This window comes from Clavibacter nebraskensis NCPPB 2581, assembly GCF_000355695.1.
GTDB lineage: Bacteria > Actinomycetota > Actinomycetes > Actinomycetales > Microbacteriaceae > Clavibacter > Clavibacter nebraskensis.
In genome coordinates, this window is record NC_020891.1 from 705066 (window position 1) to 721210 (window position 16145).

Here is a 16145-nt window from a genome sequence, read left to right on the forward strand (position 1 = left end):
TCGCGTCCGGGCACGGCCCCTGGCGGGCGTAGCGTGGGGAGGCCCCGTTTCCACCCCCGGGGAGATCGGATCCCGTGTGACGTCATCGCCCGCTCCCCGGCCGCCGTCGACCCGCACGCTCGACCTCGAGGCCGCGATGCGCGCGAGCGTGGGGCTCCTCGTGCCGCTGCTCGTGCTCCTCGCGATCGACCGGCTCGACCTCGCGCTGTACGCGTCGTTCGGGGCCTTCACCGGGCTCTACGGGCGGAACGAGCGGTACCGGCTGCGGCTCGCGAGCGTGGGAGCCGGGGCCGCGATGATGCTCGTCGCGATCACCACGGGCGTGCTGCTGTCGCTCGCCGACGCGCCCCTCGCGCTCGAGGCCGTGGGGCTCGCGATCGTGCTGGGCGGAGCGTCGCTCGTGTCGACGGCGATGAGCCTGGTGCCGCCGCATCCGCTCTTCCCCGTGTTCGGGCTGGTCGTCTGCGCGGCCGTTCCGGTGGACGGCGCCCAGGCGCGCGACGCGCTCGTGACCGCCGTCGCCGCGATCCTCTTCTCGGCCGGCGTGTGCATGTCCGGCTGGCTGCTGCGGCGGTGGGCGCCGGACGCGCACGCGCACCGCTTCCGCGCCCTGCCGCGGATCCCTGTGCGCGACGCCGCCGTGCACCGCGACCCGGCCGCGTGGACGGCCGTGGTCGCGAACGTCGTCGGCGCGCTCGTGGCGGGCGCGATCGCGGTGGCGCTCGGCCTCGGGCACCACTACTGGGCGGTCGTGACGCTCGTCGCCGTGCTGCCGGTGGTGCGCGGGCCGCTGTCGTTCACGCGCGTGGCGCACCGGGTGCTCGGGACGGTCGCCGGGTCGGTCGTGGCCGCGGGGATCCTCGCGCTGCACCTGCCGGCGCCGGCCGTGATCGCCGTGGCGGTGGCCTGCCAGTTCGCCGCCGAGCTCGCGGTCGGCACGCACTACGGGCTCGCGCTCGTCTTCATCACGCCGCTCGCGCTCGTGATGGGCGGCCTCGGCCGGACGCTGCCGGTGCTGCCGCTCGTGGCCGACCGGGTGGTCGACACGATCGTGGGCGCGGCGGTCGGGGTGGTGGTGATCCTCGTGCTGCGGGCGCTGGCGGCCCGGCGTCGGCGGTACGCAGGCGGGACGAGCCCGGCCTAGCCGACGACCGTGGTGCTCCAGCCGTAGATGCGGCCGTTCGCGCCGAAGAGGTTCCAGCCGTCGGCGCAGGTGACGGTCGCGGGGTCGATCTCCGGCGGCCACCAGGTGTCCTGGATGGCGCTCATCTGCAGGTCGGTGCAGCCGCCGGGGGCGGGAGCGGGCGTCGCGGTCTGGACGGCGACGATGCTGCCCTTCTTCGCCTCGGACTTGGTGCGGATGAGCGTGCCGTCGGCCGGGATCCACGTCGGCATGGACGCGCCGAGCGCCGTCTGGGCGTCGGCGGTGGTGGCGTAGATCTCCGTCGTGGGCGTCTGGAACTGCGACTGGACCCCGCATCCGGACAGGAGCGCCGCGCTCGCGACGGCGGCCAGGACGATGAGGGTCGGTCGATGCATCCCCCTAGTGTGCCTCGTCAGCGACGGCGGCGGATGCGGATCGGCCCCTTGGCCGTGGATGGGTCGACGACCGACCCCTTCTGGGTGATCTCCACCTCACCCGCGTCGACGAGTCGCCGGGCCGCGCGGCGGGTCGGCTCCATGAGGTCGCTCCAGTCGTCGGGCGACTCCGCGCGGGCGGCCTCGGACGGGCAGATGGTGGCGCCGCCGGCGCGGTGCGCGAGGAGGTCGAGGATCCGCCGTTCGAGCGCCGCGTCGACGTCGGTGACGCCGCGGCGACGGCACGCGTCGCTGCAGTAGCGCACCTGGTCCCAGTCGCGCTCCCACTTCCTGCGCCACTCGATGGTGCGGCCGCACGAGGCGCAGGTCTTGGGCGCGGGGACGGTGCCATTCGTGCTCGATGCCCGGTGCGCCATCCCTCCAGCATGCTCCGTGCGGATGGGTGTCGGCCGGATGCGGTGACGGCTTTCCGAAAACCCGGCGCGAGCGGGGATTTCCCGACGCCGGGTGCGATACTTCCTCCACGGGGCGGGTTCCCGGTGCGGGCGATCAGCGGTCCGAGCGACCGCCGCACCCGCGGCCCGCGTCCCACAAGGAGCACCCCCTGCATCTCCTCTCCGTCTTCAGCCTCCGCAACCGTGCCCTGATCGCGCTCATCACGATCGTCATCGGGGTGTTCGGCGGCATCGCGCTGACGACGCTCAAGCAGGAGCTCATCCCGTCGGTGACGTTCCCGCAGCTCGCGGTCGTCACGGCGTACCCGGGCGCCTCGCCTGCGGTCGTCGACTCCGACGTGTCGACGCCCATCGAGCGCGCGATCCAGGCGGTGCCGGGCCTCGAGTCCTCCACGGCGACCTCGCGCACCGACTCGTCCGTCATCTCGGCGTCGTTCACGTACGGCACCGACCTCGCGACGGCCGAGCAGAAGATCGACCAGGCCATCAACCGGATCCGCACGACGCTGCCCGACGGCATCGACCCCGTCGTCATCGCGGGCAGCATCGACGACCTGCCCGTGATCCAGATCGCCGTCACGAGCGACCTCAGCCCGCAGGACCTCACGGCCGCGCTCGAGCGCTCGACCCTCGCCGACATCCGCAAGCTCGAGGGCGTGCGCGACGCGAGCCTGCTCGGCACGGTCGGGCAGCGCGTGGTCATCACGCCGGACCCCGCGAAGGTGCAGGCGGAGGGCCTCACGAACCAGGCGATCCGCGACGCGCTCGACGCGAACGGCTCGCTGCTGCCCGCGGGATCCGTGACGGAGGACGGCACCACGCTGTCGGTGCAGTCGGGCACGCGCCTCGGCTCCACCCAGGACCTCGCGTCGCTGCCGCTGCTCGGCGCCGCGGGCGGGCGCGCGGTCACGATCGGCGACGTCGCCACCGTGGAGCTCGGACAGGATCCGACCACCGGCATCTCGCGCGTCGACGGCCAGCCGTCGCTCACCATCGCCGTGACCAAGACGCCCGCGGGCAACACGGTCGACGTCTCGCACCTCGTCACCCAGCTCCTGCCGCAGCTCTCCGACGACCTGGGCAGCAACACCAAGTTCACGGTCGTGTTCGACCAGGCGCCCTTCATCGAGCAGTCCATCTCGAGCCTCACCACCGAGGGCCTGCTCGGCCTCGTGTTCGCGGTGCTCGTGATCCTCGTGTTCCTGATGTCGATCCGGTCCACGATCGTGACGGCGATCTCCATCCCGGCGTCCGTGCTCATCACCTTCATCGGCATGCTCGCCTCCGGCTACACGCTCAACATCATCACGCTCGGCGCGCTCACGATCGCGGTCGGGCGCGTGGTGGACGACTCCATCGTCGTCATCGAGAACATCAAGCGGCACCTCTCCTTCACGCCCGACCGGCTCGAGGCGATCCGCGCGGCCGTGCGCGAGGTCGCGGGCGCCGTCACGGCGTCGACCGCCACGACCGTCGCGGTGTTCCTGCCGATCGCGCTCGTGGGCGACATCACGGGGGAGCTGTTCCGGCCCTTCGCGCTCACCGTGACCATCGCGCTCGCCGCGTCGCTGTTCGTCGCGCTGACGATCGTGCCGGTGCTCGCGTACTGGTTCCTGCGGCCCGAGGGGGAGTCGCGTCGGGCGCGGAAGAAGGCGGCGGCGGCGGAGACCACGCGGACGGGCGCGCATGCCGCCGTCCGCGGGTCCGTCGACGATCGCGCACGCTCGGGTCGGCGAGCCCGCGGATCGCACGCCGGGGACGGCCAGGGGGAGGGTCAGAGCGGGAGCGAGGGCATCGGCGCCCCGACGCGCCTCCAGCGCGGCTACCGGCCGATCCTCGCGTGGACGCTGAAGCACTCGGCCGTCACGCTGGTCCTCGCGATCCTCGTGCTCGGCGGCACCGTGGCCCTCATCCCGAGCATGAAGACCAACTTCCTCGGCGACAGCGGGCAGAACACGCTCACGGTCTCGCAGGAGCTGCCGAGCGACACGAGCCTCGAGGCGCAGGACACCGCGGCCACGAAGGTCGAGCAGGCGCTCATCGGCGTCGCGGGCGTCGAGACCGTGCAGACCTCGATCGGCGCGGACAGCACGTCGCTCACGTCGGCCTTCGGGGGCGGCGGCGGGATCACGTTCGCGCTCACCACCGATCCGGACGCCGACCAGGACGCCATCCGCGAGGGCGTGCGCTCCGCGGTGGACGGCCTCACCGACGTGGGCGACGTGTCGCTCGCGGCGGCGTCGGGCGGGTTCTCCTCGAGCGACATCGAGGTGCAGATCACCGCGAACGACGCCGACGACCTGAAGACCTCGGCCGACGCGATCCTCGCGGCCGTGAAGGACGTCCCGTCCATCGAGCAGGCCACGAGCAACCTGTCCGAGACGCAGCCGTACATCGCCGTGACGGTCGACCGGGCGAAGGCCGCGGCGGCCGGGCTCAGCGAGCAGGCCGTGGGCGGCATCGTCACTGCGAGCCGGCTGCCGGCCGCGGTCGGGCAGGTCGTGATCGACGAGAAGACGCTGTCCATCTACATCCAGGACCCGGACGCCGCGCAGAGCCTGCAGGGGCTGCGCGACTTCCGGATCCCCACCGCGCGCGGCCTCGTGCCGCTCAGCGATCTCGCGACCGTGGAGGTGACCGACGGCCCGGCGACCGTGACGACCACGGGCGGCTTCCGCAGCGCGACCGTGAGCGCGACGCCGGGCAGCGACGACGTGGGCTTCGCCTCGTCCGAGGTGTCGCAGGCCGTCGCGGACGTGCAGCTGCCGGCCGGCGCGCAGGCGTCGCTCGGCGGCGTCGCGTCGCAGCAGTCGAACGCGTTCGGGCAGCTGGGGCTCGCGGTGCTGGCGGCGATCCTGATCGTCTACATCATCATGGTGGCGACGTTCCGGAGCCTCATCCAGCCGCTCGTGCTGCTCGTCTCGGTGCCGTTCGCGGCGACCGGCGCGGTGCTGCTGCAGGTCGTGACGGGGATCCCGCTGGGCGTGGCGTCGATCATCGGCCTGCTGATGCTCGTGGGCATCGTGGTGACCAATGCCATCGTGCTCATCGACCTCGTGAACCAGTACCGGACGCGCGGCATGGGCCTGCGCGAGGCGATCCTGCAGGGCGCCGGGCGACGGCTCCGGCCCATCCTCATGACGGCGCTCGCGACGATCTTCGCGCTGCTGCCGCTCGCGATCGGGCTCACCGGCCACGGCGGCTTCATCTCGCAGCCCCTCGCGATCGTGGTGATCGGCGGCCTGCTGTCGTCCACCGTGCTGACCCTGCTCGTGCTGCCGTCGCTGTACTCGCTCGTGGAGCGCGCGGCGCTGCGGATCCGGGCCAGGGGCGAGCGGAGGCGGGCCGAGCGCGGGCTGCCTGCGGGCGGATCCGCGACGACGACCGAGGCCGGCACCGCGGGCTGACCGCGCTCCCGACTCCGCCCGGGGCGCCGCGGGGCGCGCCCGGGCGGAGTGCTGCCCTGGTGCCTGGAGCGCCGGTCCGGTAGTGTGCTCCAGTCGGCTCTTGACACCGCTACCGGACCATCCATCCGGGCGGATGGATTTGTCAGTCAGGTGGGCCGGTTTCCCCCTCTCGTTCCGCAGAGGGGTACGTCACGCGATGACACGGCCCCCGGTCGACGACTGCCCGGGTTGAGAGCAGCTCTGCGCACCCTGATCCTGTAGCGCGCTGCTTCGAATGAGCATTGTCATGCACTCGAGCAGAACGAGGAATCCCTCATGCCCTACAACAACGACTCCCCGCGCGGCGCCAAGCGCGCCCCCGCGGGATCCCGCAGCCCGAACCACCGCGGCTACAACTCCGATCCCGCGCCCAAGAAGCAGCGCTGGAACGCCGACGAGCGCGCGCAGCGCTCCGGCCAGGACGACCGCCCCCAGCGCGGCGGCGCGGCCCGTCCCGCGCGCGGCGGCGACCGCCCGAACTGGGAGCCCCGCGCCGAGCGCCCCGCCGGTCGCGGCGAGCGTCCCGCGTACGGCGACCGCCCGAACCGCGCCGGCCAGCGCCCCGAGCGTGGCGACGCCCGCCCGCAGCGCGGCGAGCGCCCGTCGTACGGCGGCGGGAACGACCGCGGCCAGCGCGGCGAGCGTCCCTCGTACGGCGCCGAGCGCGGACAGCGCTCCGAGCGTCCGTCGTACGGGAACTCACGTCCCGACCGTGGCGGCGAGCGCTCCGAGCGTCCCGCGTACAACGACCGCGCGCCGCGCGCCGACCGTCCCTCCTACGGGAACGACCGGCCGCAGCGGTCGGAGCGTCCGTCGTACGACGACCGCGCCGAGCGCCCGTCGTACAACGACCGTCCGGCCCGCAGCGAGCGTCCGTCGTACAACGACCGTCCGGCCCGCAGCGAGCGCCCGTCCTACGGCGACCGCGCCGAGCGGTCCGAGCGTCCCGCGTACAACGACCGACCGGCCCGCGCGGAGCGCCCGTCCTACGGCGACCGTCCGCAGCGGTCCGAGCGTCCCTCCTACGGTGACCGCCCGCAGCGGAGCGAGCGCCCGTCCTACGACGACGCTCGCCCCAAGCGCGACAGCGACTTCTACCCGAGCAAGGAGGGCGCCCCGCGCCACGCTCCCGCCGAGGACGTCGTGCTCGAGCGCCTCGAGGCCCAGGCCACGACCGCCAAGGACGTCGACGGCGTGACCTTCGCCGCCCTCGGCCTCGGCCAGAACATCGTCCGCGTGCTCGAGGAGCTGGGCGCGGCGAGCCCGTTCCCGATCCAGGCCGCCACGATCCCGGACGTGCTCGCGGGTCGCGACGTGCTCGGCCGCGGCCGCACCGGATCCGGCAAGACCATCGCGTTCGGCGCGCCCCTCGTGGAGCGCCTGCTCGAGAACGACGGCGCGAAGAACCGCAAGATGGGCCGGAAGCCCCGCGCGCTGATCCTCGCCCCGACGCGCGAGCTCGCCATGCAGATCGACCGCACGGTGCAGCCCATCGCCCGCTCGGTCGGCCTGTTCACCACCACGATCTTCGGCGGCGTCCCGCAGTTCAAGCAGGTGGGTGCGCTGCAGCGCGGCGTCGACATCCTCATCGCGACCCCCGGCCGCCTCGAGGACCTCATCGACCAGGGTCGCCTCGACCTCTCCGAGATCGTCGTCACCGTCCTCGACGAGGCCGACCACATGTGCGACCTCGGCTTCCTCGAGCCCGTGCAGCGGATCCTCCGCCAGGTGAAGAAGGACGGCCAGCGCCTGCTCTTCTCCGCCACGCTCGACAAGGGCGTCGCGACGCTCGTCAACGAGTTCCTGCCGTCGCCCAGTGTCCACGAGGTCGCGGGCGAGGACCAGGCGTCGTCGACCATCGACCACCGCGTGCTCCTCATCGAGCAGCGCGACAAGGCCGCGATCATCGAGCAGCTCAGCTCGGGCGAGGGCAAGACGCTGATCTTCGCCCGCACCCGCGCCTTCGCCGAGCAGCTCGCCGACCAGCTTGAGGACGCCGGCATCCCGGCCACGTCGCTGCACGGCGACCTCAACCAGGCGCGCCGCACGCGCAACCTGCAGCTCCTCACGAGCGGCAAGGTCCGCGTGCTCGTCGCGACCGACGTGGCCGCCCGCGGCATCCACGTGGACGACATCGGGCTGGTCATCCAGGCCGACGCGCCCGACGAGTACAAGAGCTACCTCCACCGCGCCGGCCGCACGGGCCGCGCGGGCAAGCAGGGCACCGTCGTGACGCTGATCACGAAGGCCCGCCGCCGTCGCATGGACGACCTCCTGGGTCGCGCCGAGATCACGGCGACGACGGTCATGGCCGCCGCCGGCGACCGCGTCATCGCGGACCTCGCGCGCGTCTAGCGACCACGCACGACCCCGACGGCCGTCCCACCCCTCGCGGGTGGGGCGGCCGTCGTCGTGCGGGACCGGGCGGTCTGGCATCCTCGATGCCGTGCCCGACCGGATCCGCCTGCTCACGCTCGACGACGCCCCCGCCCTGTCCGCGCTGCGCCTCGCGAGCCGACCCCACCTGGCGCCCTGGGACCCGATCCGGAACCCGGACCACGACACCGCCGCCGGCCAGCGCGCCGACCTCGAGGCGGCCCTCGCGCAGCACACGCAAGGGCAGGGCGTGCCGCTCGCGATCCTCGACGACGACGGATCCGTCGCGGGACGGATCACCCTGAACAGCATCGTCCGCGGCGCGTTCCAGTCGTGCTCTCTGGGGTACTGGCTGGCGGCGGACCGGACCGGCCGCGGGCTCGCGACCTCCGCCGTCGAGGCCGCGGTCGCCCTCGCGTTCGGCGAGCTCGGGCTGCACCGGGTCGAGGCCGGCACGCTCCTGCACAACGCCGCGTCGCAGGCCGTGCTCGCCCGCGCGGGCTTCACGCGGTACGGGCTCGCGCCGCGCTACCTCCGCATCGCGGGGGAGTGGCAGGACCACGTGCTGTTCCAGCGGCTGGCGGACGACCCGCGCGCGTGAGGCCGACGGGCTGGCCGGATAGCCTCGAGCGCATGCAGATCCGCCCCGCCACGGACGCCGACTGGCCCCTGATCCACCCCTTCTACCGCGCGATCGTCGACGCCGGCCGCACCTACGCGCTCCCGGCCGGGCAGTCGCTCGAGGAGGCGCGGCCGAACTGGATGGCCCAGGCGCCGGCCCGCACCTTCGTGGCGGTGGACGACGACGGCACCGTGCTCGGATCCGCCAAGGCCGGCCCGAACCGCCCCGGCCGCGGGGCGCATGTCGCCACGGGGTCGTTCCTCGTGGATCCCGCGCACGGCGGCCGCGGCGTCGGCCGGGCGCTGGGCGAGCACGTCATCGGCTGGGCGCGCGCGGAGGGCTACCGTGCGATCCAGTTCAACGCCGTCGTGGAGACGAACCGCGCCGCCGTGCACCTGTGGGAGTCGCTGGGCTTCCGGATCATCGGCACCGTCCCCGCGGCGTTCGACCACGCGGACGACGGGCTCGTCGGGCTGCACGTGATGCACCTGCCGCTCGACGAGGTCGTTCGCTGACGGCTGGGCCGCACGCCGCCCCGGCTATACAGTCGCACCATGACCGACGACCGCCGCGATGACCTCCCTGCGAGCGGCGTCGACGGCACCGGCGGCGACCTCGACGCCCGCCACGGCGGCTCCTGTCCTGTGCTGCGCGAACTCCCAGTGCGCGCCTTGGACGACCGCCGCTTCCGGATCCACGTCGCCTGGACCATGGCGTCCACCGCCGCGTATGCCGCGCTCGTGGTGGTGATCGCCCTCGTGACGCCGCTGATGCTGTCCGTCCCCGTCGCCATCCTGGTCCCCATGCTCCTCGTGGCGCTGCTCGTCGTGCTCGCAGGCGTGGACGAGGCCTTCCGCGGCGCCAGCGGAGCGATCTCCCGCGGCCTCGGCCAGCTGGTGCCCGCGCTGTGCGGCTCGTTCCTCGGCGGACTCGCCTCCAGTGCGATACCCGTGCCTGGTCTCCTGGTCGTCGCCGGTCTCGCGCTCGGCGCCGGCTTCGGTGTCGGGATGACGCGCGGTCGCTGAACCGCTTCGCGGTCGGCGGGGTGATGAGGTCCACCGGCACTCGTAAAACCATGTGCCTATGTCAGAACATGCGCTACGTTGGACGTGAAGCAGCACCCGCCCACCGCCCTCCACCGCCGGAGAGGAAGCAGCGCCGCCATGAGCCCTGCCGAACACGCAGCCCCTGCCGAGACCCCGATCCACGACGTGATCACCATCGGCCGCGTCGGCGTCGACCTCTACCCGCTGCAGGACGGCGTGGGACTCGAGGAGGTCGAGACCTTCGGCAAGTACCTCGGCGGGAGCGCGGCGAACGTGGCGGTCGCGGCCGCCCGGCACGGCAGGTCCGCCGCCCTGATCTCGCGCGTGGGCGACGATCCGTTCGGCCGCTACGTCACGCGCGAGCTTGAGCGCCTCGGCGTCTCCGCGGCGTCCGTGACGCCCGTCGACGACCTGCCCACGCCCGTCACCTTCTGCGAGATCTTCCCGCCGGACGACTTCCCCCTCTACTTCTACCGCCGGCCGAAGGCGCCCGACCTCTGCATCGAGGCCGACCAGCTCGACACGACGGCGATCCAGGACGCGCGCGTCTACTGGTCCACCGTCACGGGCCTCAGCGAGGAGCCGAGCCGATCCGCGCACCACGCCGCATGGCGGGCCCGCGCGCGCCGGCCGCTCACCGTGCTCGACCTCGACTACCGCCCCATGTTCTGGTCGTCGCCCGCCGACGCGACCCGCGAGGTCGGCCGGGCGCTCGAGCACGTGACCGTCGCGGTGGGCAACCGCGAGGAGTGCGAGATCGCGGTGGGGGAGACGGATCCGCTGCGGGCCGCCGACGCGCTGCTCGACCGCGGCGTCGAGCTCGCGATCGTGAAGCAGGGGCCGAAGGGCGTGCTCGCCAAGACGCGCGACGAGACCGTCGAGGTGCCGCCGTACCCGGTCGAGGTCGTCAACGGCCTCGGCGCGGGCGACGGCTTCGGCGGCGCGCTCGTGCACGGGCTGCTCGCGGGCTGGGACCTCGAGCGGATCCTGCGCTTCGCCAACGTCGCGGGCGCCATCGTCGCGTCCCGCCGCGAGTGCTCGACCGCCATGCCGACGACCGCCGAGGTCGAGGCTGTGCTGGAGCGGATCCGATGACCGCGGTCGACGCGGCCCGGGCGCCCGCCGAGGCGCTCCGTGCGGGCGACATGCCCGGCGCTCTCCAGGCCCTCCGCGACCTGCGCGCCACGGATCCCGCCGCCGTCGCCCGCGCGCTCGCCGCCCGCGCGCACCGCCCGCTGATCCGCGACGACGGCCGCCTGCTCATCGTCGCCGCCGACCACCCCGCCCGCGGCGCGCTCGGCGTCGGCGACGACCCGATGGCCCTCGCCGACCGCGACGAGCTGCTCGCCGGCCTCGCCACCGCCCTCACGCGCGACGGCGTCGACGGCGTGCTCGGCACCCCGGACATCGTCGACGACCTCGCGCTCCTCGGCCTCCTCGACGACAAGGTCGTGGTCGGGTCCATGAACCGCGGCGGCCTGCGCGGCGCGACGTTCGAGATGGACGACCGCTTCACGGCCTACGACGTCGCGGGGATCGTGCGCGACGGCCTCGACTTCGCGAAGACGCTCGTGCGGATCAACCTGGGCGACGCCGGCACCGCCCGCACCCTCGAGGCCAACGCGCGCGCGGTCGACGACGCGGTGCGCGCCGGCCTGCCGATCATGCTCGAGCCGTTCCTGAGCGCGTGGCACGACGGCCGCATCGTCAACGACCTCACGCCCGACGCCGTCATCACCTCGATCGCCGTCGCGTCGGGCCTCGGCTCGTCGTCCGCGCGCACGTGGATGAAGCTGCCCGTCGTCGACGACATGGCCCGCGTGATGGCCGCGACCACCCTGCCCACCCTGCTGCTCGGCGGGGATCCGCAGGGCGCGAGCGAGGACACGTGGGCCGGCTGGGAGCACGCGCTGGGCCTCCCCGGCGTCCGCGGCCTCGTCGTCGGCCGCACGCTCATCCACCCCGCCGACGGCGACGTCGCCCGCGCGGTCGACCAGGCCGTCGACCTCGTGCACGGCCGCGCCCGCCCCTGACCCGAAGACCGACCCGACCCGCCCGCCACTCGCCGACCGACGAAGGACACCATGACCGACACCGCCCCGCTCCCCGTCGTCCCGCACTGGATCGACGGCGCCCGCTCGCCCTCGACCTCCGGCCGCACGGCGCCCGTCTACGACCCGGCGCGCGGCGTCGTCACGAAGGAGGTCGCGCTCGCGGACGCCGGTGAGATCGAGCGCGCCATCGCGTCGGCGCACGCCGCGTTCCCCGCCTGGCGCGACCTGTCGCTCGCCAAGCGGCAGGCGATCCTCTTCCGCTTCCGCGAGCTGCTCGAGGCCGAGAAGGGCGAGCTGGCGGAGATCATCACGTCGGAGCACGGCAAGGTCGTGAGCGACGCGCTCGGCGAGATCACGCGCGGGCAGGAGGTCGTGGAGTTCGCGACCGGGCTCGCGCACCACCTCAAGGGCGAGTACTCGGAGCAGGTCTCCACGGGCGTCGACGTGTACTCCACGAAGCAGCCGCTCGGCGTGGTCGGGATCATCTCGCCGTTCAACTTCCCGGCGATGGTGCCGATGTGGTTCTTCCCCATCGCGATCGCGGCCGGCAACACCGTGGTGCTGAAGCCGAGCGAGAAGGACCCGAGCGCGGCCATCTGGATCGCCGAGCTGTGGAAGCGCGCCGGGCTCCCGGACGGCGTCTTCACGGTGCTGAACGGCGACAAGGAGGCGGTGGACGAGCTGCTCGCGCACCCGGACGTGCGCGCGATCTCGTTCGTCGGATCCACGCCCATCGCGCAGTACGTCTACGAGACGGGTACGAAGCACGGCAAGCGCGTGCAGGCCCTCGGCGGCGCCAAGAACCACATGCTCGTGCTGCCCGACGCCGACCTCGACCTCGTCGCCGACTCGGCCGTCAACGCGGGCTTCGGCTCGGCGGGCGAGCGCTGCATGGCGATCTCCGTGGTCGTCGCGGTCGAGCCCGTCGCGGACGCGCTCATCGAGCGGATCACGTCGCGCATGTCGTCCTTGCGCGTCGGCGACGGCCGCCGTGGCTGCGACATGGGCCCGCTCGTCTCCGAGGCGCACCGCGACAAGGTCGCGTCCTACATCGCCATCGCCGAGGAGGACGGCGCGCGCGTCGTCGTCGACGGCCGCGGCATCGAGGTCGACGGCGAGCGGGACGGCTTCTGGCTCGGCCCGACGCTCATCGACGCCCTGCCCACGTCGTCGCGCGCCTACACCGAGGAGATCTTCGGGCCCGTGCTCGGCGTCGTCCGGGTGCGCTCGTACGAGGAGGGCGTCGCGCTCATCAACGCCGGCGCCTTCGGCAACGGCACCGCGATCTTCACGAACGACGGCGGGGCCGCGCGCCGCTTCCAGAACGAGGTGCAGGTCGGCATGATCGGGATCAACGTCCCCATCCCCGTGCCCGTCGCCACGTTCTCGTTCGGCGGCTGGCGGTCGAGTCTCTTCGGCGACACCAAGGCGCACGGCGCCGAGGGCGTGCGGTTCTTCACGCAAGCGAAGGCGATCACCAGCCGGTGGCTCGACCCGTCGCACGGCGGTGTCGACCTCGGCTTCCCGCAGAACTGACCGGCACCATCCCCCGCCCGGCCGGGCACCCGACGACGACGACGGAGACGCGCATGACGACGAACGAGTGGCTGCACCCCCGCGGGAGCCTCGGCCGGGACGGCTGGGAGACCGTGGTCGACGGATCCCTGCCCGGCTGGGAGCACACGGGCCTCCGGGTCGCGGTGCTCGCCGAGGGCGATGCGCTCGAGCTCGCCGCGTCGGGCGTGGAGCGCATGGTCGTGCCCCTCGCGGGATCCTTCGCCGTGCGGCACCGCGAGGGCGACGGCGACGAGCGTGCGACCGACCTCGCGGGCCGCGCGTCGGTCTTCGCCGGGCCGACCGACGTGCTCTACCTCTCGTGCACGTCGACCGCGGTGGTCACCGGATCCGGTCGCGTCGCCGTCGCAGAGTCGCCCGCCACCCGGCACGTGCCGAGCCGCCGGCTCGCCCGCGCGGACGTGCCCGTGGAGCTCCGCGGCGCCGGCCGGTCGAGCCGCCAGGTGCACAACTTCGGCACGCCCGGCACGCCCGGGTCCCTCGACGCCGAGCGCCTCATCGTCTGCGAGGTGCTGACGCCCGCCGAGAACTGGTCGAGCTACCCCGCGCACAAGCACGACGAGGAGAAGCCGGGGGAGGAATCGCGGCTGGAGGAGATCTACTACTTCGAGACCGCGGTCGGCCGGGCGCTGGACGCTCCCGCCGACGCGGATCCGTTCGGCCTGTTCCACACCTCCTCGTCGCCCGCGGGCGAGATCGCGATCGACGCCGTCGTGCGCACGGGCGACGTCGTGCTCGTGCCGTACGGGTACCACGGGCCCGCGGTCGCGGCGCCCGGCTACGACCTCTACTACCTCAACGTCATGGCGGGGCCGGGCGCCGACCGCGCGTGGCTCATCAGCGACCACCCCGCGCACAGCTGGATCCGCGGCACGTGGGCCGGACAGGAGATCGACCCGCGCCTGCCGTTCGCCCCCGATGACGCTGCCGCCGCCGCCGACGCCGCCGCACCCGCACCCGCACCCGCACCCGACCAGGAAGCACCCGCCCGATGACCGAGCCCACCGCCCGCATGACCGTCAGCCAGGCGCTCGTCGCGTTCCTGGCGAACCAGTGGACGGTCGACGGCGACCACCGCGAGCGCACCATCCCCGGCGTCTTCGGGATCTTCGGCCACGGCAACGTCGCCGGGATCGGCCAGGCGCTCATGCAGGCCAACGCGCAGGATCCCGACCTAATGCCGTACCACCAGGCCCGCAACGAGCAGGCGATGGTGCACCAGTCCGTGGGCTTCGCGCGCATGCACCGCCGCCTCGCGACCTACGCGAGCGCCGCGTCGGTCGGCCCGGGCGCCGCCAACATGCTCACGGGCGCGGCCCTCGCCACCGCGAACCGGCTGCCGGCGCTCCTCCTGCCGAGCGACACCTTCGCGACCCGGGTGGCGGATCCGGTGCTGCAGCAGCTCGAGCACCCGCACGACACGGGGATCAGCGTGAACGACGCGTTCCGCCCGCTCTCCCGCTTCTTCGACCGCGTGCAGCGGCCCGAGCAGCTGTACTCGATCGCGCTCGCGGCCATGCGCGTGCTCACCGACCCGGCCGAGACGGGCGCCGTGACCATCGCGCTGCCCGAGGACGTGCAGGCGGAGGCGCTCGACGTGCCGCTCGCGTTCCTCGCGCCGCGCGAGTGGCACCTGCGCCGGCCGCTCCCGGAGCGCGGGTCGCTCGCCCGCGCGGTGCAGGCGATCCGCGACGCCCGTACGCCGCTCATCGTCGCGGGCGGCGGCGTCATCTACTCCGCCGCCGAGCAGGCGCTCCTCCGCTTCGCCGAGGCCACCGGCATGCCGGTCGGTACGACGCAGGCCGGCGGCGGATCCCTCGCCTGGGACCACCCGCAGCACGTCGGCGGCATCGGCGCCACCGGATCCACCGCCGCGAACCGCCTGGCCGCCGAGGCCGACGTCGTGATCGGCATCGGCACGCGCTACTCCGACTTCACGACCGCGAGCCGCACGGCGTTCCAGCGCCCGGGAGTGACCTTCGTGAACGTCAACGTCGCCGCCTTCGACGCGTACAAGCACGGCACGCAGCTGCCCGTGGTCGCCGACGCGCGCGAGGCGCTCGAGGCGCTGACCGACGCGCTCGCCGGCACCCGCGTCGACGCCGCGTACGCCGACCGCATCGCCCGGGAGAAGCGCGAGTGGGATGCCGCCGTCGACCGCGCGCTCGCGCCCACGGGCGGCGCGTTGCCCGGCCAGCCCGAGATCATCGGCGCGGTGCAGGCCGCGAGCGACCCGCGCGACGTGGTCGTGCAGGCGGCCGGATCCCTGCCTGGCGACCTCCACAAGCTCTGGCGCGTGCGCGACGCGCTCGGCTACCACGTCGAGTACGCGTTCTCGTGCATGGGCTACGAGATCCCGGGTGGCCTGGGCGTGAAGCGCGGGGCGGAGGCGTACGGCGACGACCGCGACGTGATCGTCATGGTCGGCGACGGCTCGTACCTCATGCTGCACACGGAGCTCGTGACGGCGGTGGCCGAGGGGATCAAGATCATCGTCGTCGTGATCCAGAACCACGGCTACGCGTCCATCGGCCACCTGTCCCAGACGGTCGGCACCGAGCGCTTCGGCACCCGGTACCGGGCGCTCGATCCGGCGACGCGCAACTTCGAGGGCCGCGAGCCGCTGCCGGTGGACCTCGCGGCGAACGCGCGCAGCTACGGCGTCGACGTGATCGAGGTGGAGTCCGGCCCCGACGCGACGATCGCGCTCGGCGACGCGGTGCGGCGCGCGAAGGCGTCCGACCGCACCACCGTGATCCACGTCGAGTCCGACCCGCTCGTCTACGGCCCCGACGGCGAGGGCTGGTGGGACGTGCCCGTGCCCGGCGTCTCGGAGATGCCGTCGACGCGGGCGGCGCATGCCGAGTACGTGGAGCGGAAGCGGGCGCAGCGGCCGCTGCTCGGCTGACGCGCGGCCCTCCACGAGCGCGGGCGAGCGCCAGGTCAGACGTTCGTCTGGCGTTAAGGGGGATGCCGGCGAGAAAAGCACGATGCTCCACGCGTAAGGACTACCTTGCGGTGGCGGCGGCACA

13 protein-coding genes are annotated in these 16145 nt (G+C 73.6%); 11 read left to right on the top strand and 2 right to left on the bottom strand.

Features of this window, described 5'->3' with window-relative positions:
* Positions 1–76 precede the first annotated feature (76 nt).
* Entirely contained in the window at positions 77–1144 is a 1068-nt protein-coding gene (locus CMN_RS03490) for an FUSC family protein (RefSeq protein WP_015489472.1), read from the top strand.
* Here the strand turns inward: CMN_RS03490 and CMN_RS03495 are convergent.
* Positions 1141–1539 (bottom strand): hypothetical protein, encoded by a 399-nt coding sequence (locus CMN_RS03495; protein ID WP_015489473.1) that lies wholly within the window; start codon positions 1537–1539, stop codon positions 1141–1143. The genes CMN_RS03490 and CMN_RS03495 overlap by 4 nt on opposite strands.
* Before the next feature lie 17 nt (positions 1540–1556).
* A complete protein-coding gene (locus CMN_RS03500; RefSeq protein WP_015489474.1) occupies positions 1557–1955 on the bottom strand; it encodes a DUF2256 and DUF3253 domain-containing protein in 399 nt (132 codons plus the stop codon).
* A gap of 188 nt (positions 1956–2143) precedes the next feature.
* On the opposite strand from CMN_RS03500, the gene CMN_RS03505 reads away from it, so the two are divergent.
* The 10 genes from CMN_RS03505 to iolD all read left to right on the top strand — a co-directional run bounded on the left by CMN_RS03505 (position 2144) and on the right by iolD (position 16021).
* Positions 2144–5401, top strand: coding sequence for an efflux RND transporter permease subunit (locus CMN_RS03505; protein ID WP_015489475.1), 3258 nt, complete (start codon positions 2144–2146; stop codon positions 5399–5401).
* A 315-nt stretch (positions 5402–5716) separates the two neighbouring features.
* Entirely contained in the window at positions 5717–7795 is a 2079-nt protein-coding gene (locus CMN_RS03510) for a DEAD/DEAH box helicase (protein ID WP_015489476.1), read from the top strand.
* Positions 7796–7886: 91 nt separating this feature from the next.
* Complete coding sequence (locus CMN_RS03515) at positions 7887–8417, top strand: GNAT family N-acetyltransferase (protein ID WP_045929114.1); 531 nt, start codon at positions 7887–7889, stop codon at positions 8415–8417.
* Positions 8418–8449: 32 nt separating this feature from the next.
* Positions 8450–8953: a GNAT family N-acetyltransferase gene (locus CMN_RS03520; RefSeq protein WP_015489478.1), complete on the top strand. Its 504-nt coding sequence runs from the start codon at positions 8450–8452 to the stop codon at positions 8951–8953.
* Positions 8954–8992: 39 nt separating this feature from the next.
* Positions 8993–9463: a hypothetical protein gene (locus CMN_RS03525; protein ID WP_015489479.1), complete on the top strand. Its 471-nt coding sequence runs from the start codon at positions 8993–8995 to the stop codon at positions 9461–9463.
* A 138-nt stretch (positions 9464–9601) separates the two neighbouring features.
* Positions 9602–10579 (top strand): 5-dehydro-2-deoxygluconokinase, encoded by a 978-nt coding sequence (gene iolC / locus CMN_RS03530; protein WP_015489480.1) that lies wholly within the window; start codon positions 9602–9604, stop codon positions 10577–10579.
* Positions 10580–10629: 50 nt separating this feature from the next.
* Positions 10630–11517 carry a class I fructose-bisphosphate aldolase gene (locus CMN_RS03535; RefSeq protein ID WP_420022544.1) on the top strand — a complete coding sequence of 296 codons (888 nt, stop codon included), beginning with the start codon at positions 10630–10632 and terminating at the stop codon, positions 11515–11517.
* A gap of 51 nt (positions 11518–11568) precedes the next feature.
* Complete coding sequence (locus CMN_RS03540; protein WP_015489482.1) at positions 11569–13074, top strand: CoA-acylating methylmalonate-semialdehyde dehydrogenase; 1506 nt, start codon at positions 11569–11571, stop codon at positions 13072–13074.
* Between the two features lie 53 nt (positions 13075–13127).
* On the top strand, positions 13128–14108 hold the full coding sequence (iolB, locus tag CMN_RS03545; RefSeq protein ID WP_015489483.1) for a 5-deoxy-glucuronate isomerase: 981 nt from the start codon (positions 13128–13130) through the stop codon (positions 14106–14108).
* The gene (iolD, locus tag CMN_RS03550; protein ID WP_015489484.1) at positions 14105–16021 is read left to right on the top strand and encodes a 3D-(3,5/4)-trihydroxycyclohexane-1,2-dione acylhydrolase (decyclizing); all 1917 of its coding nucleotides are present in this window, start codon (positions 14105–14107) and stop codon (positions 16019–16021) included. The genes iolB and iolD overlap by 4 nt, the downstream gene beginning before the upstream one ends.
* Positions 16022–16145 lie beyond the last annotated feature (124 nt).

Coding starts and splice junctions, on each gene's coding strand:
- CMN_RS03495 (WP_015489473.1), bottom strand. CDS start 1,539: ATGCATCGACCGACCCTCATCGTCCTGGCCGCCGTCGCGAGCGCGGCG.
- CMN_RS03500 (WP_015489474.1), bottom strand. CDS start 1,955: ATGGCGCACCGGGCATCGAGCACGAATGGCACCGTCCCCGCGCCCAAG.
- CMN_RS03510 (WP_015489476.1), top strand. CDS start 5,717: ATGCCCTACAACAACGACTCCCCGCGCGGCGCCAAGCGCGCCCCCGCG.
- CMN_RS03520 (WP_015489478.1), top strand. CDS start 8,450: ATGCAGATCCGCCCCGCCACGGACGCCGACTGGCCCCTGATCCACCCC.
- CMN_RS03525 (WP_015489479.1), top strand. CDS start 8,993: ATGACCGACGACCGCCGCGATGACCTCCCTGCGAGCGGCGTCGACGGC.
- iolC (WP_015489480.1), top strand. CDS start 9,602: ATGAGCCCTGCCGAACACGCAGCCCCTGCCGAGACCCCGATCCACGAC.
- CMN_RS03535 (WP_420022544.1), top strand. CDS start 10,630: ATGCCCGGCGCTCTCCAGGCCCTCCGCGACCTGCGCGCCACGGATCCC.
- CMN_RS03540 (WP_015489482.1), top strand. CDS start 11,569: ATGACCGACACCGCCCCGCTCCCCGTCGTCCCGCACTGGATCGACGGC.
- iolB (WP_015489483.1), top strand. CDS start 13,128: ATGACGACGAACGAGTGGCTGCACCCCCGCGGGAGCCTCGGCCGGGAC.
- iolD (WP_015489484.1), top strand. CDS start 14,105: ATGACCGAGCCCACCGCCCGCATGACCGTCAGCCAGGCGCTCGTCGCG.